A 19,920-nucleotide genomic window follows, 5' to 3' on the forward strand; every position below is an offset into this window, starting at 1 on the left:
ATGACGAAAGCGGTTTAAGATTGATCTGCCGCCATACGCCACAGCGACGTGGCGCGGAACACCCAATCACCGCGTTTTTCGGCCTTCTCGCCCGCCCAAAGTGTCATTTTCCGCACCAGCGCCAGGGCGTCCGCGCGTTTCTGGTTCACGGTCCGCTCGGTCAGGAGTTGTGTCGTTGCCGTCCACGACATCCCGTTTTCACGCGCCTTGAGGATCGCGGACCATGTGCGGTCCTTGTAGAAAATCCGGCGCGCGGCGTCGCGAAGGTTTGCAACCTCAGGCCCGGCGATCGTTCGATCCGCCTCCAGCCGGTCGAGCGTCGCATCGACATTGACGAGCGGGAGGGAAAGCGCGGGATATCCGAGTTCCGCCGGGCCATGCAGAAGCGCGACATCGGCATCGTCCAACCGGCGTCCGCTCGCATAATCCTCGTAGATCCGTCCTATGCCCACCATGCCGAAGGCAGCGCATTCGGCGGCGCGCAGGGCGCCCATGCTGGCTGAGCCGAAGACGGCAACGCCTTCCTGCAAGGCATACAGGATTTCCTTGTGCCAGACGGGCGCGACATGTTCGAAGCCGCCGTCGATGATGCCGATTGCCGTTGCGCCGGCGCGCACGGCCGCCAGAACGTCGCCGTGAACGGCAGGCGGGCGGACCTCCATGACGTCGCCGCAGAGCTTGGCCGCATCCGGCAGGCTGGGGCCGGCGAAGAGGATTTTCATGATGGTGCAAAGGCCATGCGGGACAGCGCCCGGACGCCGATGCTCTGGCGTCTCGCACCTTCCGGGCTCTCGAGGCCCGGCACGACGACCTTGACGACGGAGATCGGCAAGGCGGGATCGCCGAGCGGCACGGCGATGATGGGCGCGATTTGCGCCGCGGCAAGCTTTTCCAGAACCCAGTCGAGCAGCGCTGCGGCGTCGCCCTCCGGCGCGGCGTAATGGGTGGGCGCCCCCGGCGCGGCGTCGAACAGGGCGAGCGTTTCGGCGGCCAGCGGCCGGTTGAACGTTTCCGCGAACAGATCGTCGCGTGCGCCGCTGATATAGGTAAGGCGTGATTGCGCGACTTCGGTAAGCGCGCGGATCGCGGCTCGGGTCGAGACGGGATGCGTGCCGTAACCGATCGTCACATCATGAAAGAGCGGCTGCCTTTTGCCGGTGAGCCCGGCATTGCCAAGCACGGCAGCATAGGTGGGAATGCCGAGGTCGCTGGTCACGTCGAACAGCCGCAAGGCCAGCCCCGCCTGGTGAAAACGGCTGATAAGGTCGTCGATGACGGGATCGGCGAAAGCGGCAGGATCGATGGCGGTCGACAGGCGTTTTTCCCGCGGCAGCAGGCGCCACAGGCGATCGGCATCGCGCTCGACGCGTTCGAGCAGGCCGTGTAGCACCGCCTCCGTTTCCGAGTTGCCCGACGCCAGGCCATCGGAGGATTGCCAGAAGCGCGGTGTGAAGTCGGTCCTGTCCAGGCAGACTGCTTCCTTCGGAACCCAGATACGCTCGCCGGTCACGACATCGCGGCCTGCGAGCCAGTCCAGCGTTTCGTCCTCGCTCAGGAACGGTCGACCGGTCGAGATGAAGATATCGAGCGGCAGGCAGGTTTCACCCGCCTCGGCGAAATCCCGCCGCGCGGCGAAGCGGCTGGGCGCGAGCGGCTCGCCTGCGATCGCCCGTTCCAGCGCCTCCATGGCGGCGGACACTTTCGCATCGATATCGGAAATGCCCTTGCCCTGATTGATGACGATCGAGCGGGCGTTCGGGTTCACGGCATTCCAGACGGGGATGCCGAGGTGGTCTAGCCCCGTGAGGCGGGAGATGCGGGTGATGCCGAACCGAGGCAGCAAGGCCTCGATCCGGCTCCAGGTCTGTTCGGGGCCGCAGATGCGGTCCGAATAATGCGGCACCGGCTTAGTTGTCCAGGAAACCGCCGGAAACGTCGAGGAAGCCGCCGGAAACGGAATCGGCCGACTTGGCGAGCGCTGCGAGATTGACGCCCTTGACGACGACGGCGCCGGCCTTGCGCAGATCGTCGGCCGCCTTCAGGTCGCCGGTTGCGGGCGACGTGATCTTGGATACGGTTCCGGCATCGAGATCCGCAATCCAGAGACCGGCGTCACCTTCCACGCCGAGTACAACGATTTTAGCCATTTAAATCTTTCCTTTTCACTTGGTGATAAACGCCTACTTGAAACCTGCTTTTTTCAAGCCCTCGCGGTAGTGCTGCCGGTGCCATTCTTCCTTGATCGGCACCACCGCCATCCAGGCATCGAAATCGAAATTCGGATTGATGTCATAGGTACGCCGAACGAAGAGCCGCGCCTTCTTGATGTCGCCGAGCATGGCCCAGCAGGCAGCCGAAAGCCGGTGTACCGGATCCTTGTCCTTCATCTGTGAAATATAGGCGAGCGCCTCCTCATACCGTCCGAGCGAATAGGCGGCGCCCGCGGCCGTCCAGAAATATTCGTCGGGCGGGAGAGGATTGAGTTCGATCGCGTGCTCGATCTTCTTCAACCCGTCATCCGGCCGCGAAGCCTGGACAAGCGTGTCGGCATAACTCGCGATGACATTGGCATAATGCGGGCTGAGCGCCTCGGCGCGGTCCAGATAGTGCGCGCTTTCATCGAACTGCCGGGAATAGAGTTTGACGACGCCGAGTTCACGGTATCCGGATGGCAGACGGTCATCGGCTTGAATGGCATCCTGCGCGTGCATTTCGGCCTGATGGAGAAGCGCCTCGTCGCCCCGGGCCGTCACCAGCCATTCGAGGAAGAAGCTGCGGGCAAGGCCGCTCAGCGCGGGCGCAAAGCCGGATTGCAATTGCAGGGCGTCGCGAAAGCTCTTGCGGGCGCGACGGATATCCCGCAGGTCGAGGTTTTTCAGCTGACCCTGGCCGAGCAGGAAGTTGCGATAGGCATTCGCATCGCCCTCGTAGTCGTTGCGCACCAGTTCGTTGTCCTCGATCCCCGTGGCGATTGCGCCGGCGATCCGGTGGGCGATCATCTGGCGCGACCGCAGGAGGCCATCCGATGACAGCGGGAATCGTTCGGCCCAGATCACCTCGTCGCTGCCGAAGAAGATCAACTGGGCAAAGAGCGTGTGGCCGGCCCCTTCGTCCCGCAACCGGGTCTCGAGGATGTAGCTGATCTTGTGGCGCTCATAGGTCGCCGCGCGATCCGTCTGGCCGGCAATCTGTGCGGCCGTGTGCGGCGCGATAATCGATATGGACCGCAACGCGCAAAGCCCGATCGTCACATCCTCGATGAGGGCTTCGGAAAACCCGGTGGCCGCGCGCGACGAGTGGTTCGTGGCAGGCGGCAGCAGGACGATGCGCGGCGGGTTCTGGCGGGCCGGCACCACCTCGATATGGTCCTGAACGGGCAAACAAGCGGAGGGCTGCTGCACAGTCATGATGGCAGGGCGCGTAACGACGCGGCCTGTCAGGACGCTGCGGACCTCATCGTCGTCGGGATTCGTTTCCAGCAGCCGCAACGCCGCGGCGGACCGAACCTGACGCGGGGCATCGGCCTGCTGCCGGCTTCTATCGAGCAAGGCGTCTCGCAGCAGGGCCATGTGGGAGGCCCTTTGCAGGGCAATCCACTTGGCCAGGGTCTGCGTGACCGGCCGAATGTTTTTCAGGAAGTCTTCGGTGAGCCGTTCGGCAAGCAGCGTGAGCGGGGCATTGCCGTCTATCGCATCGAGATCGCTCTCGATGGCTTCTGGGCCGCGCGCGATCGTGCCATCGGTAATCGTGAGGAAGCTGCGCGCAAGTTCGCGCTGGCGCTTCTGCACGCGCGATAGAGTCTGCCGCAGGCTCGCATAGGCGGCAGCCGGATTGGTGTCGTCCCAGAACAGGGCGGCAGCGTCGGCCCGCGGTATGTCCGGCAGGCCGCGCGCTGTAAGATAGCTCAGGATCAGCAGCGCCTTTTCCGGGAAGACGATATCCTCACCGCTCTCATCGAGCAGGCGTAGATGGCCAAGCGTCTTCAGCCGGGCCGGCATGCGGCAATCAGATCCGCTGTTCCGGCGCGGTCTCCGTGCGTTCGCCCGACAGTTCGCTGGCCTTGGAAAGCGCGGTGGCGAGCGAGATGATCGACTTGCGCACGCCTGCGTCCTCGATCTTCAGGAAGGCGCGGTTGAGGTCGAGGCCCTCCTTCGACGAGACGAAGGTGGAGACGTCACCGGTATCGTGGCCGGCGCCCGTGGTCGCACCCGCAGTGTCGTCATCCTGGAAGAAGAAGCTCGGCGGCACACGGAAGACATCCGAAATGGCCTGGAGACGGCTGGCGCTGATGCGGTTCGTGCCCTTCTCGTACTTCTGCACCTGCTGGAACGTCACGCCGAGGCGGTCTGCAAGGGCTTCCTGGCTCATGCCGACCATCAGGCGGCGCAGGCGTACACGGGACCCGACGAACACGTCGATCGGATTGGGGGTCTTCTTGTTCATGAGAGCTTTCTCCACCGTGATCATGCCCCGGGGCATGTCGTGGTCATAATAATCCAGACCACTCTGCTTGAATCGCCCGGCCGATGCAACTGTTACAAGGTAATTTCATCGCTACCGTAACGTGAGGCGGCGTGTCCTCTAGATGTCGTAACTGTGTGGCGCGCTCAAGGATGCAATGAACTTCTTCGTGCGTTCCTGTTGCGGCGTCGAGAAGATGCCGCGCGGCCCGCCCTGTTCCACCACGACGCCCCCATCGAGGAAAACCACCGTGTCGGCCACCCGCGAGGCAAGGCGCAGGTCATGGGTGGCCATCACCATCGTCGTGCCTTCGCGCGCAAGGCGGCTCAGGACCTCGACCACCTCTTCGGCGAGCTCGGGATCGAGCGCCGAGGTGGGTTCGTCGCAGAGCAGGACGCGGGGCGATGGCGCAAGCGCACGCGCAATCGCCACGCGCTGTTGCTGGCCGCCGGAAAGCGTTGCCGGCCATGCATCCGCCTTGTGTGCCATGCCGACCTTTTCCAGGAGTTCCATCGCGCGGGCGCGGGCCTTGTCGGCCGGCCATTTCAATACGGTGACGAGACCTTCCATGACATTGCCGATGGCGGTCTGGTGCGGGAAGAGCTGGAAGTTCTGGAACACCATGCCGGTCTGGCGGCGCAGCTTCTGGATGGCATCCCAGCCCACCGGTTTTCCGGGGACGAAATCGATCTTCTCGGTGCCGAGGCGGATCGAACCCGAAGTCGGGATTTCCAAGAGGTTGATGCAGCGCAGCAGCGTGCTCTTGCCGCCGCCCGAGGGTCCCACCAGGGCCGTCACGCTGCCTTCGGCCAGCTGAAGGCTGATGTCGCGCAGGACAAGGTTGTCGCCGAAGCGCTTTTCGATGTGTTCGAGTTCGATCATGTCCTGGCCTCCAGGAAGCCGCCATAGCGGGCGAAACGCTTCTCCAGCCGCACTTGCAGCGCCGAAAGAACCGAGCTCAGCGCCAGATAGATCAGGGCTGCCTCGATATAGAGGATCAGCGGCTCATAGGTGGTGGCGACGATGCGCTGCGCCGTCTGGAAGAGCTCCGGCACGGTGACGGCGGCGGCGAGAGACGTATCCTTCACCAGCGAGATGAAGGTGTTGGATAGCGGCGGCACGGCGACGCGGCCCGCCTGCGGCAGGATCGTGCGGCGCATGGCCTGCGACCACGTCATGCCGATCGAATAGGCCGCCTCCCACTGACCGCGCGGTACGGAGGAAATGACGGCGCGGATGATCTCGGAGGTGTAGGCGCCGACATTCAGGGTGAAGCCGATGAGTGCGGCGGGGAAGGCATCGAGCAGGATGCCGATGCTCGGCAGGCCGTAGAAAATGACGAAGAGCTGCACCAGAAGCGGCGTGCCGCGAAACACCCAGACATAGAAGCGGGCGATGTCGGAGAAGGGGCGTGGCGCAAAGAGCCGGACGACGGCCGTCAGCAGGCCGAGCGCCAGGCCGAGCACGAAGGAAAGAAGGGTGAGCGGAATGGTGAAGACGAGCGCGGCCCAGAGCAGGGGCGCAAGCGAGTCCAGCATCAGTTGAAGCCACGGCGGCACGGCGAAACCTCCGGAAATGCGACTGGCCGGGGGAAATCCCCGGCCAGTCGGAACGCCTATCTATATGCGAGGAAAGGACCGCCGCGAAGCGGCCTGGGCAGAATTACTTGGAGACGTCCTGACCGAAATACTTGTCGGAGATCGTCTTGTAGGTGCCGTCGGCCTTGATATCGGCCAGCGCCTTGTTGATCGCCTCGAGCAGTTCCGGCTCGCCCTTGCGGATGATCACGCCGGAATAATCGGCATCGGCCTGCTCGGCGACGACCTTCACATTCGCGTCGGGCTTGTGCTTCTTGAAGTCGAGGAAGGACAGGCTGTCGTTGATCGTCGCGTCGGCGCGGCCGGTCAGCACGAGCTGGATGGATTGGTCGAAACCGTCGGTGCCGACGAGTTCCGCGCCGGCACCTTCAGCGATCTTGCCGAAGTTGCTGGTCAGCGACTGGGCGGACTTCTTGCCCTTGAGGTCGGCGAAGCCCTTGATGCTGTCGTCGTCGCCACGAACGATCAGAACGGCCTTGGAGGCGATGTAGGGCTCGGAGAAATCGTATTTCTGCTTGCGCGCCTCGGTGATGCCGACCTGGTTGATCACGGCGTCGTAGCGGTTGGCGTCGAGGCCGGCGATCAGGCCGTCCCATTTGCCTTCGAGGAACTCGGCCTTCACGCCGAGCTTCTTGGCGATGGCTTCGCCGATCTCGACGTCGAAGCCGACCAGCTTGCCGTCCGTATCATGGTAGGTAAAGGGCGCGTAGGTGCCTTCGGTGCCGATCTTCAGCGCGCCGGCCGACTGGATGGCGGCCAGATTTTCGCCGGCATGGGCCGGGGCCAGGACGGCCGCCTGAAGGGCTGCGGCGGCGGCAAGTGTCTTCAACCAGTTCATCTCGGGACTCCGTTTCTGGCTTGGATGTTCGATGGGCGATCAATCGCAGAAAACATTGCAAAGCGATGGGCAGAAAACTGCGAATAGTTTCGGCAAATGCAAATATTTTTCTCATTCCCTGTCGCGCGCAACTCTTTTCGGACGGCGCGGAGAAACGAGATATGGGCTCTGCGTTTGCCGTTTCCAGGGTGGTCGCAGACGATGGGCCCGGTCCGCTTTCATCCTCAAAGGGCTACAGGATTGTCGAGGAGAGGCTGACGGATGCCATTTCCAGCGCGCCGAAGGCGGACTATACCAAGGTTCTGATCGGTGCGGCGTTCAACACAGCGCGATGAGCCGAAACGTATGGGAGACCGCATGGCCGAGGGCCGCCTGCCGCATATCGTTCTCTTTTCCGGCGGCACGGCCTGCCGCTCGACCAACCTTGCGCTCTGTTCCAAGCCGGTGCGGCTGACGCGCATCGTGCCCGCCTGGGATAGCGGCGGCAGTTCCAAGGTCATCCGCGAAAGCCTCGGCCTCCTTGCTGTCGGTGATATCAGGCAGGCGCTGATCACCATGGCCTATGGCGAGGGGCGATCCGGCGACGTGGTGAAGCTTTGCAATGCGCGGCTTACCACCGGTGCGCTGGAGGACGCCCGCACCGAGTTCGCCCTTTATGCGGAGGGGCGGCACCCGCTGCTGGAGCGAATGGAGCCCGGCCTGCGGGGTGCGATCCTGAACTATCTGCGCACGTTCCAGTCCGCAGTCGGCGATGACTTCGACCTGCGCAATGGCAGCATCGGCAACTTCATCCTGACCGGGGCGCATCTTGCCCATAACCGCGATATCAACACGGCCATCTTCGTGTTCCGCAAGCTCTGCGACATTACGGGCCATGTCTGGCCGTCGACGGTTTCGCCGGGTGTCACGCTTTCGGCCCGGCTCAAGGACGGCAGGGTGGTCGACGGGCAGCATCGCGTGACAGCGCTGACCGATGAAGAAGGCGCGGCGGGCATCCGCGAGATCGTGCTATCGGCGGGAGACGATGGCGCGCCGGCCAATGACGCGGTGATCGAGAGCATCGAAAGCGCTGACGCCATCGTCTTCGGGCCGGGCAGCTTTTTCACGAGCGTGCTTCCGCATTTCCTGGTGGACGGTATCGTTGCGGCCATCGTCCGCAATGTACATGCAAGACGCATCTTCATCGGCAACATCCTGCAATGTCGCGAGACGCGTGGAATGGACCTGGCGCGCATGCTGGATGTGACGGCGCAGGTGTGGCACGCGCAGGGCGGCTCGGAGATGCGCCTCTTCACACATGTGCTGGCGAACCGCCAGTTGCTGCCCTTCGAAAAGAGCGCGGGCGCCTTCGCCTATCTCGGCAACGGCGCGCTGGAGGAGACCTGCGCGCGGCTGGGCGCGGAGGCGGTTGTAGGGGAATTCGAGGACGCCTGGCAGCGGGGCCAGCACGATGGAAGCGTGGTTGCCGATACGCTCATTTCACTTCTGCCGAGCCAGGCAGTTGCATCACCGGCGAGCGCCTGATTTTCCTTTTGTTTGGAAGGTTGCACAAACATTCGTCCGAACGTTCCGGAGCGGTCTGTTTTTTGTCATTTGCTGCCATATATGGAATGCTTTGCCGGGACGGGCATTCCCGAACGTGATGAAAATGCCGTCACGGGTTTTTGCAATACGGAGAGGTTTCACATGCGCCCAGTCGTCAAGTTCATCGGAGCAGCTTTCGCCCTCAGCCTTACGGCCGGTGCAGTAAACGCCCAGGTCGTCGTCTCGTCGAAGATCGACACGGAAGGCGGCGTTCTCGGAAACATCATCCTTGCCGTTCTGAATGCCAACGGCATCCAGACGACGGATCGCGTTCAGCTGGGCGCGACGCCCGTCGTGCGGCAGGCGATCACCGCCGGCGAGATCGACATCTATCCGGAATATACCGGCAATGCCGCCTTCTTTTTCGAGAAGGCGGACGACCCGGCGTGGAAGGATGCGAGCAAGGCCTACGAGCTCGCCAAAACGCTCGATTTCGATGCCAACAAGATCGTCTGGCTGACGCCTTCGCCGGCCAACAACACCTGGGCGATCGCGCTGCGCAAGGATGTTGCCGAGCCCAACAAGCTCGCGACCATGACGGATTTCGGCAAATACGTTGCCGACGGTGGCAAGATCGTGCTGGCGGCGTCCTCCGAATTCGTGAACTCCGCCGCGGCGCTGCCGGCCTTCCAGACGACGTACAGCTTCACGCTGAAGCCGGATCAGCTCATCACGCTTTCGGGCGGTGACACGGCCGCGACCATCGCCGCGGCTGCCAACCAGACGAACGGTGCCAACGCCGCCATGGTCTATGGCACCGACGGCGGCATCGCACCCTCGGGCCTCGTCGTTCTCGAGGACGACAAGGGCGTGCAGCCGGTCTACCAGCCGGCACCGATCATCCGTGAGGAGGTGCTGAAGGCCAACCCGCAGATCGAGGAGCTGCTGAAGCCTGTCTTCGAGAAGCTCGATCTCGTAACATTGCAGGACCTTAATGGGCGCGTGCAGGTCGGCGGCGAGCCGGCCAAGGCGGTTGCCGAGGACTTCCTGAAGAAGAACGGCTTCATCAAGTAATCCGACTTGCCCTCCGCCCGCCCGGGCGGAGGGCCTATCCGAAAGGGGCGCATGGGGTTCAGGATCGACAAGCTCGGCGTGGTGATCGCCGCATTGCTGGCCTATGGCGGCTTTCTGGCGCCCTTCGCTAATTTCCGCGCAAACCGTATCGTGCCGGGCGAGGCGCGGTGGATTATCGAGGCGCTGCCGGCGGGCTACGGCGCGGCGCTACTTGCCTTCATCGCGGTTGCCATCGCTCTCATCATCCTGAAAACCCCGACGCTTTTCCGGCTGGTGCTCGGCCTTGTCGCGCTGCTTGCCCTGGCCGTCCTCATCGGCGTCTCCGCCGGGCATCTGACGCCGCCCGAGAACACCTATGCCCGTGTCTCGCCGGCCTCCGGCTTCTGGTTGTCGAGCTTCGCTTTCGCGTTGCTGACGGCCGATGCGCTGGCGCGGCTGCGGCTTTCGCCGCTCGCCCGGATCGCGCTGCTGCTGGCCGTCGCCGCCACGGTCGCGGGCCTTCTCGTGTCCGGCATCTGGGACGGGCTTTCGATCCTCAAGGAATACGGCAGCCGGGCCGAGACCTTCTGGCTGGAGGCGGGGCGTCACGTCGTTCTGGCGCTTGGCTCGCTTGCGGCGGCGTGCCTCGTCGGCCTTCCGCTCGGCATTCTCTGCCACCGCGTTCCCTCGCTGCGCGCCGGCGTGCTGAACGGGCTGAATATCATCCAGACGATCCCGTCCATCGCGCTTTTCGGCCTGTTGATCGCGCCGCTCGGCTGGATCGCGCTCAACGTGCCGGGAGCCTCTGCACTCGGCATCCGCGGCATCGGCGCCGCTCCGGCCTTCGTGGCGCTTTTCCTCTACTCGCTGCTTCCCGTCGTCGCCAACACGGTGGTCGGTCTTGCCGGCGTGCCGCGTGACGCCAACGATGCTGCCCGCGGTATCGGCATGACAGACCGCCAGCGGCTTTTCGGGGTGGAGCTGCCGCTGGCTTTCCCTGTCATTCTCACCGGCATCCGCATCGTGCTTGTCCAGAACATAGGCCTCGCGACCATCGCGGCGCTTATCGGCGGCGGCGGTTTCGGTGTCTTCGTCTTCCAGGGCATCGGCCAGACCGCCATGGATCTCGTGCTGCTCGGCGCGGTGCCGACCGTGGCGCTCGCCTTCGCCGCCGCCGTGGTGCTCGATGCGGCGACCGAACGTTCCAATTCCAAACGCGGCAGGGCGGCATGATCGAGATCGAGAACATCACCAAGCGCTACGGCGACAACACGGTCGTCGACACTGTCTCGATGACGGTCGAGCCGCGCACGATTACCGTCATCGTCGGCACGTCCGGCTCCGGCAAGACGACGCTGATGCGCATGATCAACCGCCTCGTCGAACCGAGCGAGGGCATGATCCGCATCGACGGCGCGGACAATCGCTCGATCCCCGGCTACGAACTGCGCCGCCACATCGGTTACGCGATCCAGGGCCACGGCCTGTTCCCGCATCGCACGGTCGCCGAAAACATCGCGACGGTTCCGACACTGCTCGGCTGGGACAAGAAGCGCATCGCCGCCAAGGTCGAGGAGCTGCTGACGCTGTTCCAGCTCGATCCCGCCGCCTTCGGCCCGCGGTATCCGCATGAGCTCTCGGGCGGTCAGCAGCAGCGGGTCGGCGTGGCGCGTGCGCTCGCCGCCGAGCCGAACATCCTCCTGATGGACGAACCCTTCGGTGCGCTCGACCCTGTCATTCGCGCCAAGGCGCAGGACGATCTTCTGGCGATCCAGAAGCATTTCGGCACCACCATCGTTCTCGTCACTCACGACATGGAGGAGGCGTTCCATCTCGCCGACAAGATCGCCGTGATGGACAAGGGCCGGATCGTGCAGTGCGCGGCGCCGGAGGAGATGCTGGTCAACCCGGCGACGGATTTCGTCGAAACCCTGATCGGCGCCGAGGAGCGGCCGTTCCGGCTGCTGTCCATCGGCACCGCGGCGGATGCCGCCGAGGCGGGCGAGGCGCAAGGCGAGCCGATCGCCGCTTCGGTCAGCCAACGCGAGGCCTTGTCTTCGCTGCTCTGGTCGGGCCGCGAGGCCCTGCCGGTGGTCGGCGCGGATGGCGCCTCGCTCGGGCGTGTCACGCTTGCCGGTCTTGCCCGGCGTGCCGCGAGGCCGCAATGAAGCGGTTCCTGCCCAATCTGCTGCGGCTCGCAGCGCTGATCCTGCTGATTGCCTTTCTGGTGCGGCCGGAACTTTTCGAGCCGTTGCTGAAGCCGCTGGTGCAGGCGAACGCGCCGGCGATCTACAATCAGGGCAGCCTGCTTTCGCTGACCCTGTCGCATCTCGCCACGGTCTTCACCGCAACCTTCGCCGCAACCCTCGTTGCCGTCGGGCTTGCCGTGCTGGTGACGCGACCGGTGGGCGCGGAGTTCCTGCCGCTCTCGCGCAGCCTTGTGAATATCGGCCAGACCTTTCCGCCGGTCGCCGTGCTGGCGTTGGCGGTTCCGATCGTCGGTTTCGGTGAGAAACCGACGCTGATCGCCCTGTTTCTCTATGGCCTGCTGCCGGTCTTCGAGAATGCCATGACTGGTCTTTCCACGCTGCCGAAGGCGATCGTCGAGGCGGCGCGCGGCACGGGCATGACGGCCTGGCAGCAGCTGACGCGGGTGGAACTGCCGCTGGCGCTGCCTGTCATCCTGGCCGGCATTCGCCTTTCCGTGACGATCAGCCTGGCTACCGCCACCATCGGCTCCACGGTCGCGGCAAAGACATTGGGCGAGGTCATCATCGCCGGGCTGCAATCCAACAACCTGGCCTTCGTGCTGCAGGGCGGTGTCGTCGTCGCGGTGCTGGCGGTGCTGATCTACGATGCCTTCTCGGCCGTCGAACGTGCGCTCGCACGCCGGGCTGGTCGGGTCTAGAGCATTTCCAGCCCAAGCGGGATCGCTTCGGCGTCGGACAATGCGGAAACGCTCTAGTCGTCCGTTTCGAGATCGTAGACGAGGATGCCGGCAATACCGCCCTCGGCGGCGGCGACGAGCCGGCCACCGGTCGCTTTGTGCTCCGCGTCATCGAGATAGGTGTCGCGCGAGAAACCGTCGGCGAAATCGACGATGAAGCCGTCGGAAAAGCCTTTGTCCATGCCGTCTTCGGGGCTGACATTGGTGCCGATGTGGACGGCAAGCATGCCCGGCAGGCGGTCCTTCAGGGCATCGATCTCGTTGAACAGTTCCGTCTTGTAGGCGGTGGAGATGGTCGGCTTGAAGCGGATGAAAACGCAGTGGCGTATCATGGTCTTTCCTATCGGATATTGGCGCGCGCTCTGGGGCGTGCATCGTTGCGCTCATGCTGAAAAACCTGGGCCGGCAGCGCCGGCAGGCCTCGAATGATATCGGCACCCTTTTCGCCCACCATGATCGTCGGCGCGTTCGTGTTGCAGGAGGGAACGCGCGGCATGACGGAGCTATCGCAGACGCGCAGGCCGTCAAGCCCATGGACCTTCAAGTCGAGCCCGACGACGGCATCTGCACCCGTGCCCATCTTGCAGGTGCCGACCGGATGGTGGTCCGTCTTGGCATTTGCGCAGCCGTAATCGAAGAGGTCTTCGTCGGTGACGAATCTCGGCCCCGGCAACCGTTCCGCCATGACGAAGGGTTTCAGCGCAGCCTGCTGCATGATCTCGCGGGCGATCTTCAGGCCCTCGATCGACATTTTGCGATCGTGCGGGTCTTCCCAGTAGTTCGGGTCGATCAGCGGTGCGGCGGCGGGATCGGCCGAGGCGAGCCGCACGGTGCCGCGGGAGCGGGGATGCAGGTAGGCCGAGTTCAAGGTCACGCCGGCATTCTTCAGCTTTTCGACGCCGGCCTCGATGCCGGAGCCGAGGCCGAGATGGAACTGGATATCCGGCGAGCGCGCCTCAGGATCGGCATACCAGAAGCCGCCGGTCTCGAAGAGCGACGAGGCGACGGGTCCGGAGCGGAACAGCACATATTGCAGGCCGGCCCAGAGCGTACGGTGCAGCCTGGCCACGCCGTCATAGGTGTGGTCGCCGGTGCATTCGCAGATGACGAAGAGATCGAGATGGTCCTGCATGTTGGAGCCAACGCCCGGCAGGTCGTGCTTCACTTGAACGCCGACCGCGCGGAGATGGTCCGCCGGGCCGATGCCGGATTGCTGCAGCAGTTTCGGCGAGCCGATGGCACCTGACGAGACGAGCACTTCGCGTTCCGCCCGGATCGTCTCCACGCGGTTACCCGTCACCACCTCGACGCCGACGGCGCGCGTGCCCTCGAGCACGATACGGGCGACGCGGGCACCGGTGCGGATCGTCAGGTTGCGGCGATCCTTGATCGGCGAGAGGTAGGAAAGCGACGCGGAGGAGCGGCGGCGGTTGCGCTGGGTGAGCTGGTAGAAGCCGACGCCGGCCTGCTGGCGGCCGTTAAAATCGTGGTTGTAGGGAATGCCGAGTTCCTGGCCGGCGCGGATATAGGCGTCGCAGATCGGCAGCGCCGAGACCGGCATGGAGACGCCGAGCGGCCCGCCATAGGCATGGTAGTCGTCGGCGAAGCGCTGGTTGTCCTCGGCACGTTTGAAATAGGGCAGGATTTCCCGGTAGCTCCAGCCCTCGCAGCCGTCTTCGCTGGCCCAGAGATCGTAATCGGCGGCGTTGCCACGGGTATAGAGCTGCGCGTTGATCGAGGAGCCGCCACCGATGACCTTCGCCTGCGTATAGCGCAGGACCCGGCCCTTCATGTGCTTCTGCGGCACGGTCTCCCAGCCCCAGCTGGCGACGCCCTTGGTCATCTTGGCGAAGCCGGCCGGCATGTGGAACAGCGGGTTCCAGTCGCCGCCGCCGGCTTCGAGCAGGAGCACGCGAACGCTCGGATCCTCGGAAAGCCGGTTCGCCAGAACGCAGCCCGCCGGGCCGGCACCGGTGATGATGTAGTCGTAGGTCATGCGTCAATCCTCAGAATGGTTCATCGCGGTGCCGGGAGAGACGCCCCTCATCCGCCTGCCGGCACCTTCTCCCCGCAAGCGGGGCGAAAGAAATATGTCGCGCCCTCTCGTCTCCCTCGTCCGCTTGCGGGGAGAGGGCGGGGTGAGGGGTAACCCCGCGTGCTTACAGCCGGCCGATCGACAGCCCGCCGTCGAGATTGATCACCGAGCCGGTGGCGAAGGCGAATTTGCCGGATGCCAGCGCTGCTGCCGCGGAGCCGACATCGTCCGGCTCGCCCCAGCGCTTCATCGGCACCAGGCCGCCTTCGATGAGCGCGTCGTATTTGGCGGAGACGCCTGATGTCATCTCGGAGCGGATGATGCCGGGGCGGATTTCGAAGACCGAAATGCCGGTATCCGCGAGCCGCAGCGCCAACCCCTGGCTGAAGGCGGCGAGGCCTGCCTTCGTCATGCAGTAATCGAGCCGTTCGGGAGAGGTCAGGCCGGCCGAGACGGAGGTGATGTTGATGATCGAACGGGGGCCGGCGGCCCGTTTGGAGCCTAGCATCGTCTTCAGCACGGCCTGGGTGAAGAAGACGGTGCCGCGCAGGTTGGTCGAGACGATCGTGTCGAAGTGATCCGGGGAAAGATCGAGGAAATCGCCGCGCACGACGGAGGCGATGCCGGCATTGTTGACGAGGCAGGCAATCGCGCCGAGCCGGTCTTCAATGGCAGCGACAGTCGCCGCATGGCCGGAGAGATCGGCAAGGTCGCCCTTGAGGTAGATCGCACGGGCGCCGAGTGTGGCAAGGCCGGCGATCACGTTGTCCGTCGTCACATCGCCATCGCCGATGCCCGTTATGGCAATGTCGAAGCCTTCGGATGCCAGGGCCTGGGCGATGCCGAGGCCGATGCCGCGGCGGCCGCCGGTGACGATGGCGACGGGACGGTCCGGGGTCGTCATGCGGCCAGATCCCTCGATTGGATGTGATCGGCGACACGCAGGGCCTGTGCGGCGACCGTCAGCGCCGGGTTCACCGCCGCCGAGGTCGGCAGGTAGGAGGCATCCACCACAAAGAGGTTCGGATGGTCATGGGCGCGGCACCAGATGTCGAGAGGGGCCGTCGCCGGGTCATTTCCGATGCGCACCGTGCCGCATTGATGCGAGGGCGTGCGCTTGTCGAAGGCGCGGGCGAGCACTATGGGGAAGCCGGCCTGCTTCAGCGCGGTCTTCAGTTTGGTCACAAGGTCGAGATGGGCCTGCCAGTTGGTCCGCGTCCATTTCATGACGATCTTCTCGCCATCGACCGTGATGCGGCTTTCGGGATGCGGCAGATCCTCGCTCATCGCGTAGAAATCGATGGCACGGGCGGCGACCTGCTCCAGCAGCCATTCCGGCGCGGAGGGCAGGTTGGCTTTCAGGATTTTGCCCGACACGCGGCCGAGGAGCTGGACATTGCCGAGCGGCGGGCCGCCGTTGCCATCCGAAAGGTAATAGTCGTTGAAGCCGAAGCTCTTCTGATAGACGGAGGTGTTTCGATAGAACGGAGAAACGCCGATCACGGCGCTCGAATTGTGGTTCATGAAGTTGCGGCCGACCTGGTCGGAGCTGTTGGCAAGCCCCTTCGGGAAGGCCTCCGAGGCCGAGCGCAGCAGCAGCACGGCGGACTGCACCGCGCCGGCCGACAGGATCACCAGTTTCGGCGAAATGCTCTCTGCCTGATCGCCGCGCATGTAATGCACCGTCGAGATGGTGCGGCCATGCGGGGCGGTGGCAAGCCGCGTCACCCGGCAGTTGGTGCGCAGCTCGACATTGGGATATTTCAGCGCCTCGGCCAGCGCCGTGCTCTCGGCATCCATCTTGCCGTCGTTGCAGTTGGGGTGTGCATCCCATGGCGTCTTCGCCTTGGCGAGCCAGCGGTCGATATCGACGCCGAGCGGCAGCGAATACGGGTGAAGGCCGTTCGCCTTCATTCTCGCGCGTACCTTGGCGATGGCCGGCTCGTCCGGCACGGGCGGAAAGGGATAGGGCGCGGAATGGGGCGGCTCCGTCGGATCTTCGCCCAACGCGCCGCGCACATTGTAGAGTTTTTCCGCGGCGGAATACCACGGCTCCAGCTCGTCATACGGGAATGGCCATGCCGGAGAAACGCCGTCGCGATGGCGCATCTCCTCGAAATCCTCGCGGCGGTAGCGCACCAGGACCGCGCCGTAGAATTTCGAGTTGCCGCCGACATTATAATAGTTGCCGGGATTGAAGGCGGTGCCGTCGGCCTCGTACCACATCTCCTTCGGCCGGAAATGGCCGCGCTGGAAGATCGCACGCTGGTCGCGGTTCTCCGGGCGATCGGGCAGATGGTCGCCCGCCTCCAGAATGACGATCCTGGCGCCCGTCGGGGCCAGGGCGGCGGCCATGGTGGAGCCGCCGATGCCCGATCCGATGATGACGATGTCCGGCTGCGTGGTCATGGTTTTTCTCAGGCGATGCGAAGCTGGCTGGCGGGATCGAAGAACACGGCCTTGTCGAGGTTGAAGGCAAGGCGCGCCGTCTGGCCGGCGGCGATGCGCACGTCGGCGCGAAGCCGCGCGACGATCTCCTTGCCGCCGAGATGGGTGACGGCGAAGGTGTCGGCGCCCGCAGGCTCCACCACCTCGATCAGGCAATCGCCTTCGCCGACGGTACGGGCGTTGCGGTCCGCACCGTCAGGGTCGGTCAGCGCCTCGGGACGGATGCCGAAGATCACGTCCTTGCCCTTGTAGGCGGCAAGTCCGCCCGGGGCGTTCGGCACCGACAATACCAGCGGCTCGGCCTGGTGGCGGGCGAGCGACACGGCCATCCCGGAGCCGTTCTGTTCAATGCGCGCCGAGAGGAGATTCATCGCGGGCGAGCCCATGAAGTCGGCGACGAAGGTGTTGGCCGGATTGTTGTAGATCTCGGCCGGTGAACCGAACTGCTGCAACACACCGTCCTTCAGGACGGCGATCTTGGTGGCGAGCGTCATCGCCTCGATCTGGTCGTGCGTCACGTAGACGATGGTGGTCTTCATGCGATGGTGCAGGCGCTTGATTTCCGTGCGCATGTCGACGCGCAGCTTGGCGTCGAGGTTGGACAGCGGCTCGTCGAACAGGAAGAGCTTGGGATCGCGTACCAGCGCCCGGCCCATGGCGACGCGCTGGCGCTGGCCGCCGGAAAGCTGGCCGGGCTTGCGGTCGAGCAGATGGCCGATCTGCAGCATGTCGGCGACCTGTTTGATGGCCTTGTCGCGCTCCTCCTTCGGCACGCCGCGGATCTCCATGCCGAAGGCGATGTTTCCGCCCACCGTCATGTTCGGATAAAGCGCGTAGGACTGGAACACCATGGCGATGTCGCGCTTGGAGGGATGCAGGCCCGCAACCGAGCGGCCATCGATGGCGATGTCGCCGGAGGTGATGGGCTCCAGGCCGGCGATCGTGTTGAGCAGCGTGGACTTGCCGCAGCCGGAGGGACCCACGAGCACGAGGAAGCCGCCCTGCTCGATCTCCAGATTGATGTCCTTGAGGATTTCCAGCGCACCATAGGACTTGCGCAGATTGCTGATTTTCAGGAACGACATGGGCTATCCTTTCACGGCGCCGGACATCAGGCCGCGCACGAAATAGCGTCCGGAGACGACATAGACGATCAGAGTGGGCAATGCGGCGAGGATCGCGCCCGCGAAATGCACGTTGTATTCCTTCACACCCGTCGAGGACTGGACGAGGTTGTTGAGCGCCACCGTCATCGGCGTGGTGTTTGCGCCCGAGAAGGAGGCGCCGAACAGGAAGTCGTTCCAGATATTGGTGAACTGCCAGATGACCGAGACGACGATGATCGGGCCGGAGGACGGCAGCAGGATGCGGTAGAAGATCTGGAAGAAGCTCGCCCCGTCGATCTGCGCCGCGCGCACCAGTTCGGTCGGGAAATTCTCATAGTAGTTGCGGAAATAGAGCGTCGTGAAGCCGATGCCGTAGATGATGTGCACGAAGGTCAGGCCCCAGATCGAACCGGCGAGGCCCAGCATGCCGAGAATGCGCGCCATCGGAATGAGCACGATCTGGAACGGGATGAAGCAGGACAAAAGCAGCAGGCCGAAGAAGACGTTCGAGCCCTTGAACTGCCACTTGGTCAGCACGTAGCCGTTCAGCGCGCCGATGATGGTGGAGATCGCCACGGCCGGCACGACCATCAATATCGAATTGATGAAGAAGGGACGCAGCCCGGTTGGCTGCACGCCGATCTGCGCCGTCGACCAGGCGGAAATCCACGGCTCGATGGTCCATTGCTGCGGCAGGTTCAACATGCCGCCCTGGCGGATTTCCTCCAGCGGCTTCAGCGAGTTCACCAGCATCACATAGAGCGGCAGCAGGTAATAGACGGCGAACAGGATGAGGGCGGTGTAGATCAGCGCGCGCGTCAGCCTGTTGTGCGAGATGACATTGTCGGGGCTGGAAACGCTCATCGGCCTTTGCCTCCGCGGATTTCGGAATAGAGGTAGGGGATGATGATCGAGAAGATCATGACCAGCATGATGATCGCCGAGGAGGCGCCGATGCCCATCTGGTTGCGGGTGAAGGTGTAGGAATACATGAAGGTCGCCGGCAGTTCGGTCGCCTGGCCGGGGCCGCCGCCGGTGAGCGCCACGACGAGGTCGTAGGCCTTGATGGCGAGGTGGGCGAGCACGACGAAGGCGGACAGGAAGACCGGACGCATCAGCGGAATGATGATGCGGCGGTAGATGGTGGCGGTGGAGGCGCCGTCGATCTGTGCGGCCTTGATGATCTCGTTGTCGACGCCGCGTAGCCCCGCGAGGAACATGGCCATGACGAAGCCGGAGGATTGCCAGACGGCGGCGATGACGACGCAGTAGATCGCGTAGTTGCGGTCCTTGATCCAGTTGAAGGCGAAGCTTTCCCAGCCCCAGAGATGCATGGTGTTCTCAAGCCCGATGCCGGGATCGAGGAACCATTTCCAGGCGGTGCCGGTCACGATGAAGGAGAGCGCCATCGGGTAGAGATAGATCGGGCGCAGGATGCCTTCGGCGCGGATCTTCTGGTCGAGCAGGATGGCGAGCGCCAGCCCGAGCACCGAGCAGATGACGATGTAAAGCGAGGCGAAGATCGCAAGATTGGAAACCGCCCGCCACCAGTGCGGCAGGGCCCAGAGTTTGTAATAGTTGCTCAGCCCCACGAAATTGTAGGACGGCAACATCCTGCTGTCCGTCAGCGACAGGAAGCCCGTATAGGCGATGAAGCCGTAGACGAAGACGAGCACGATGAGGAAACTGGGTGCCAGCACGAGCTTCGGCAAAAGCTCCTGCAGCCGGCTTCGGCTATCCATGGTCGATACCACCGTTGAAAATCGTGTTGCAGGGCGGCGCGTGGCCGCCTCGTATGGAATTCGACGTCGCCTTTCTCTCCTTCTCCCCAGCGGGGAGAAGGTGGCCCGAAGGGTCGGATGAGGGGGCTCCGACGGTTCGTTTGCGCGCCGTGCCCCGCCCCCCCCGGG

Annotated in this window: 21 protein-coding genes; 6 read left to right on the forward strand and 15 right to left on the reverse strand. The window is 64.2% G+C overall.

Annotation, left to right across the window (positions count from 1 at the left end; all coding sequences use genetic code 11):
* Positions 1 to 14: 14 nt before the first annotated feature.
* From GR158_RS22070 to GR158_RS22105, 8 genes are all read right to left on the reverse strand, one after another.
* Positions 15 to 722 (reverse strand): TfuA-like protein, encoded by a 708-nt coding sequence (locus GR158_RS22070; protein WP_160872611.1) that lies wholly within the window; start codon positions 720 to 722, stop codon positions 15 to 17.
* Positions 719 to 1,903 (reverse strand): YcaO-like family protein, encoded by a 1,185-nt coding sequence (locus GR158_RS22075; protein ID WP_160872612.1) that lies wholly within the window; start codon positions 1,901 to 1,903, stop codon positions 719 to 721. Before GR158_RS22075 ends, GR158_RS22070 begins: the two co-directional genes overlap by 4 nt.
* A 4-nt stretch (positions 1,904 to 1,907) precedes the next feature.
* Positions 1,908 to 2,147, reverse strand: a complete 240-nt coding sequence (locus GR158_RS22080; protein WP_160872613.1) for a hypothetical protein — start codon at positions 2,145 to 2,147, stop codon at positions 1,908 to 1,910.
* A gap of 33 nt (positions 2,148 to 2,180) precedes the next feature.
* Complete coding sequence (locus GR158_RS22085; protein WP_160872614.1) at positions 2,181 to 3,998, reverse strand: hypothetical protein; 1,818 nt, start codon at positions 3,996 to 3,998, stop codon at positions 2,181 to 2,183.
* A gap of 7 nt (positions 3,999 to 4,005) precedes the next feature.
* Positions 4,006 to 4,443 carry a helix-turn-helix domain-containing protein gene (locus GR158_RS22090; protein ID WP_134646131.1) on the reverse strand — a complete coding sequence of 146 codons (438 nt, stop codon included), beginning with the start codon at positions 4,441 to 4,443 and terminating at the stop codon, positions 4,006 to 4,008.
* 138 nt (positions 4,444 to 4,581) lie between these two features.
* Positions 4,582 to 5,343, reverse strand: a complete 762-nt coding sequence (locus tag GR158_RS22095) for an amino acid ABC transporter ATP-binding protein (protein WP_160872615.1) — start codon at positions 5,341 to 5,343, stop codon at positions 4,582 to 4,584.
* The gene (locus tag GR158_RS22100; RefSeq protein ID WP_160872616.1) at positions 5,340 to 6,020 is read right to left on the reverse strand and encodes an amino acid ABC transporter permease; all 681 of its coding nucleotides are present in this window, start codon (positions 6,018 to 6,020) and stop codon (positions 5,340 to 5,342) included. The genes GR158_RS22095 and GR158_RS22100 overlap by 4 nt, the downstream gene beginning before the upstream one ends.
* Positions 6,021 to 6,123: 103 nt before the next feature.
* Positions 6,124 to 6,897 (reverse strand): amino acid ABC transporter substrate-binding protein, encoded by a 774-nt coding sequence (locus tag GR158_RS22105; RefSeq protein ID WP_160872617.1) that lies wholly within the window; start codon positions 6,895 to 6,897, stop codon positions 6,124 to 6,126.
* Between the two features lie 161 nt (positions 6,898 to 7,058).
* Here GR158_RS22105 and GR158_RS25215 point away from each other — a divergent pair, with 161 nt between their 5' ends.
* The 6 genes from GR158_RS25215 (at position 7,059) to GR158_RS22130 (ending at position 12,382) form a co-directional block, all read left to right on the forward strand.
* Positions 7,059 to 7,232, forward strand: a complete 174-nt coding sequence (locus GR158_RS25215) for a hypothetical protein (protein ID WP_202402400.1) — start codon at positions 7,059 to 7,061, stop codon at positions 7,230 to 7,232.
* A gap of 22 nt (positions 7,233 to 7,254) precedes the next feature.
* Complete coding sequence (locus GR158_RS22110) at positions 7,255 to 8,421, forward strand: gluconeogenesis factor YvcK family protein (protein WP_246665751.1); 1,167 nt, start codon at positions 7,255 to 7,257, stop codon at positions 8,419 to 8,421.
* Positions 8,422 to 8,583: 162 nt separating this feature from the next.
* On the forward strand, positions 8,584 to 9,495 hold the full coding sequence (locus GR158_RS22115; RefSeq protein ID WP_160872618.1) for an ABC transporter substrate-binding protein: 912 nt from the start codon (positions 8,584 to 8,586) through the stop codon (positions 9,493 to 9,495).
* Between the two features lie 51 nt (positions 9,496 to 9,546).
* A complete protein-coding gene (locus GR158_RS22120) occupies positions 9,547 to 10,707 on the forward strand; it encodes an ABC transporter permease (RefSeq protein WP_160872619.1) in 1,161 nt (386 codons plus the stop codon).
* The gene (locus GR158_RS22125; protein ID WP_134646119.1) at positions 10,704 to 11,642 is read left to right on the forward strand and encodes an ABC transporter ATP-binding protein; all 939 of its coding nucleotides are present in this window, start codon (positions 10,704 to 10,706) and stop codon (positions 11,640 to 11,642) included. Before GR158_RS22120 ends, GR158_RS22125 begins: the two co-directional genes overlap by 4 nt.
* Positions 11,639 to 12,382, forward strand: coding sequence for an ABC transporter permease (locus tag GR158_RS22130; RefSeq protein WP_160872620.1), 744 nt, complete (start codon positions 11,639 to 11,641; stop codon positions 12,380 to 12,382). Before GR158_RS22125 ends, GR158_RS22130 begins: the two co-directional genes overlap by 4 nt.
* 53 nt (positions 12,383 to 12,435) lie before the next feature.
* Here the strand turns inward: GR158_RS22130 and GR158_RS22135 are convergent, their stop codons facing one another.
* The 7 genes from GR158_RS22135 to GR158_RS22165 all read right to left on the reverse strand — a co-directional run bounded on the left by GR158_RS22135 (position 12,436) and on the right by GR158_RS22165 (position 19,752).
* Entirely contained in the window at positions 12,436 to 12,753 is a 318-nt protein-coding gene (locus tag GR158_RS22135) for a Dabb family protein (protein ID WP_160872621.1), read from the reverse strand.
* Positions 12,754 to 12,761: 8 nt separating this feature from the next.
* Positions 12,762 to 14,417 (reverse strand): GMC family oxidoreductase, encoded by a 1,656-nt coding sequence (locus tag GR158_RS22140; protein WP_160872622.1) that lies wholly within the window; start codon positions 14,415 to 14,417, stop codon positions 12,762 to 12,764.
* A 163-nt stretch (positions 14,418 to 14,580) separates the two neighbouring features.
* The gene (locus tag GR158_RS22145; RefSeq protein WP_160872623.1) at positions 14,581 to 15,360 is read right to left on the reverse strand and encodes a 3-ketoacyl-ACP reductase; all 780 of its coding nucleotides are present in this window, start codon (positions 15,358 to 15,360) and stop codon (positions 14,581 to 14,583) included.
* On the reverse strand, positions 15,357 to 16,865 hold the full coding sequence (locus tag GR158_RS22150) for a GMC oxidoreductase (protein ID WP_160872624.1): 1,509 nt from the start codon (positions 16,863 to 16,865) through the stop codon (positions 15,357 to 15,359). The genes GR158_RS22145 and GR158_RS22150 overlap by 4 nt, the downstream gene beginning before the upstream one ends.
* Before the next feature lie 8 nt (positions 16,866 to 16,873).
* Positions 16,874 to 17,989: an ABC transporter ATP-binding protein gene (locus GR158_RS22155; protein ID WP_160872625.1), complete on the reverse strand. Its 1,116-nt coding sequence runs from the start codon at positions 17,987 to 17,989 to the stop codon at positions 16,874 to 16,876.
* A gap of 3 nt (positions 17,990 to 17,992) precedes the next feature.
* Positions 17,993 to 18,874 (reverse strand): carbohydrate ABC transporter permease, encoded by an 882-nt coding sequence (locus GR158_RS22160; RefSeq protein WP_160872626.1) that lies wholly within the window; start codon positions 18,872 to 18,874, stop codon positions 17,993 to 17,995.
* On the reverse strand, positions 18,871 to 19,752 hold the full coding sequence (locus tag GR158_RS22165; protein WP_160872627.1) for a carbohydrate ABC transporter permease: 882 nt from the start codon (positions 19,750 to 19,752) through the stop codon (positions 18,871 to 18,873). Before GR158_RS22165 ends, GR158_RS22160 begins: the two co-directional genes overlap by 4 nt.
* Between the last annotated feature and the right edge of the window lie 168 nt (positions 19,753 to 19,920).

Origin of the sequence: Shinella sp. AETb1-6, from assembly GCF_009826875.1 — a bacterium.
GTDB classification, from domain to species: Bacteria; Pseudomonadota; Alphaproteobacteria; order Rhizobiales; family Rhizobiaceae; genus Shinella; species Shinella sumterensis.

Excerpts from the sequence above, each read along its gene's own strand:
- GR158_RS22150 (WP_160872624.1), bottom strand. The coding sequence starts at position 16,865 with ATGACCACGCAGCCGGACATCGTCATCATCGGATCGGGCATCGGCGGC.
- GR158_RS22125 (WP_134646119.1), top strand. The coding sequence starts at position 10,704 with ATGATCGAGATCGAGAACATCACCAAGCGCTACGGCGACAACACGGTC.
- GR158_RS22130 (WP_160872620.1), top strand. The coding sequence starts at position 11,639 with ATGAAGCGGTTCCTGCCCAATCTGCTGCGGCTCGCAGCGCTGATCCTG.
- GR158_RS22165 (WP_160872627.1), bottom strand. The coding sequence starts at position 19,752 with ATGGATAGCCGAAGCCGGCTGCAGGAGCTTTTGCCGAAGCTCGTGCTG.
- GR158_RS25215 (WP_202402400.1), top strand. The coding sequence starts at position 7,059 with ATGGGCTCTGCGTTTGCCGTTTCCAGGGTGGTCGCAGACGATGGGCCC.
- GR158_RS22110 (WP_246665751.1), top strand. The coding sequence starts at position 7,255 with ATGGCCGAGGGCCGCCTGCCGCATATCGTTCTCTTTTCCGGCGGCACG.
- GR158_RS22090 (WP_134646131.1), bottom strand. The coding sequence starts at position 4,443 with ATGAACAAGAAGACCCCCAATCCGATCGACGTGTTCGTCGGGTCCCGT.
- GR158_RS22145 (WP_160872623.1), bottom strand. The coding sequence starts at position 15,360 with ATGACGACCCCGGACCGTCCCGTCGCCATCGTCACCGGCGGCCGCCGC.
- GR158_RS22160 (WP_160872626.1), bottom strand. The coding sequence starts at position 18,874 with ATGAGCGTTTCCAGCCCCGACAATGTCATCTCGCACAACAGGCTGACG.
- GR158_RS22095 (WP_160872615.1), bottom strand. The coding sequence starts at position 5,343 with ATGATCGAACTCGAACACATCGAAAAGCGCTTCGGCGACAACCTTGTC.
- GR158_RS22105 (WP_160872617.1), bottom strand. The coding sequence starts at position 6,897 with ATGAACTGGTTGAAGACACTTGCCGCCGCCGCAGCCCTTCAGGCGGCC.
- GR158_RS22120 (WP_160872619.1), top strand. The coding sequence starts at position 9,547 with ATGGGGTTCAGGATCGACAAGCTCGGCGTGGTGATCGCCGCATTGCTG.
- GR158_RS22115 (WP_160872618.1), top strand. The coding sequence starts at position 8,584 with ATGCGCCCAGTCGTCAAGTTCATCGGAGCAGCTTTCGCCCTCAGCCTT.
- GR158_RS22070 (WP_160872611.1), bottom strand. The coding sequence starts at position 722 with ATGAAAATCCTCTTCGCCGGCCCCAGCCTGCCGGATGCGGCCAAGCTC.
- GR158_RS22135 (WP_160872621.1), bottom strand. The coding sequence starts at position 12,753 with ATGATACGCCACTGCGTTTTCATCCGCTTCAAGCCGACCATCTCCACC.
- GR158_RS22080 (WP_160872613.1), bottom strand. The coding sequence starts at position 2,147 with ATGGCTAAAATCGTTGTACTCGGCGTGGAAGGTGACGCCGGTCTCTGG.
- GR158_RS22155 (WP_160872625.1), bottom strand. The coding sequence starts at position 17,989 with ATGTCGTTCCTGAAAATCAGCAATCTGCGCAAGTCCTATGGTGCGCTG.
- GR158_RS22085 (WP_160872614.1), bottom strand. The coding sequence starts at position 3,998 with ATGCCGGCCCGGCTGAAGACGCTTGGCCATCTACGCCTGCTCGATGAG.
- GR158_RS22140 (WP_160872622.1), bottom strand. The coding sequence starts at position 14,417 with ATGACCTACGACTACATCATCACCGGTGCCGGCCCGGCGGGCTGCGTT.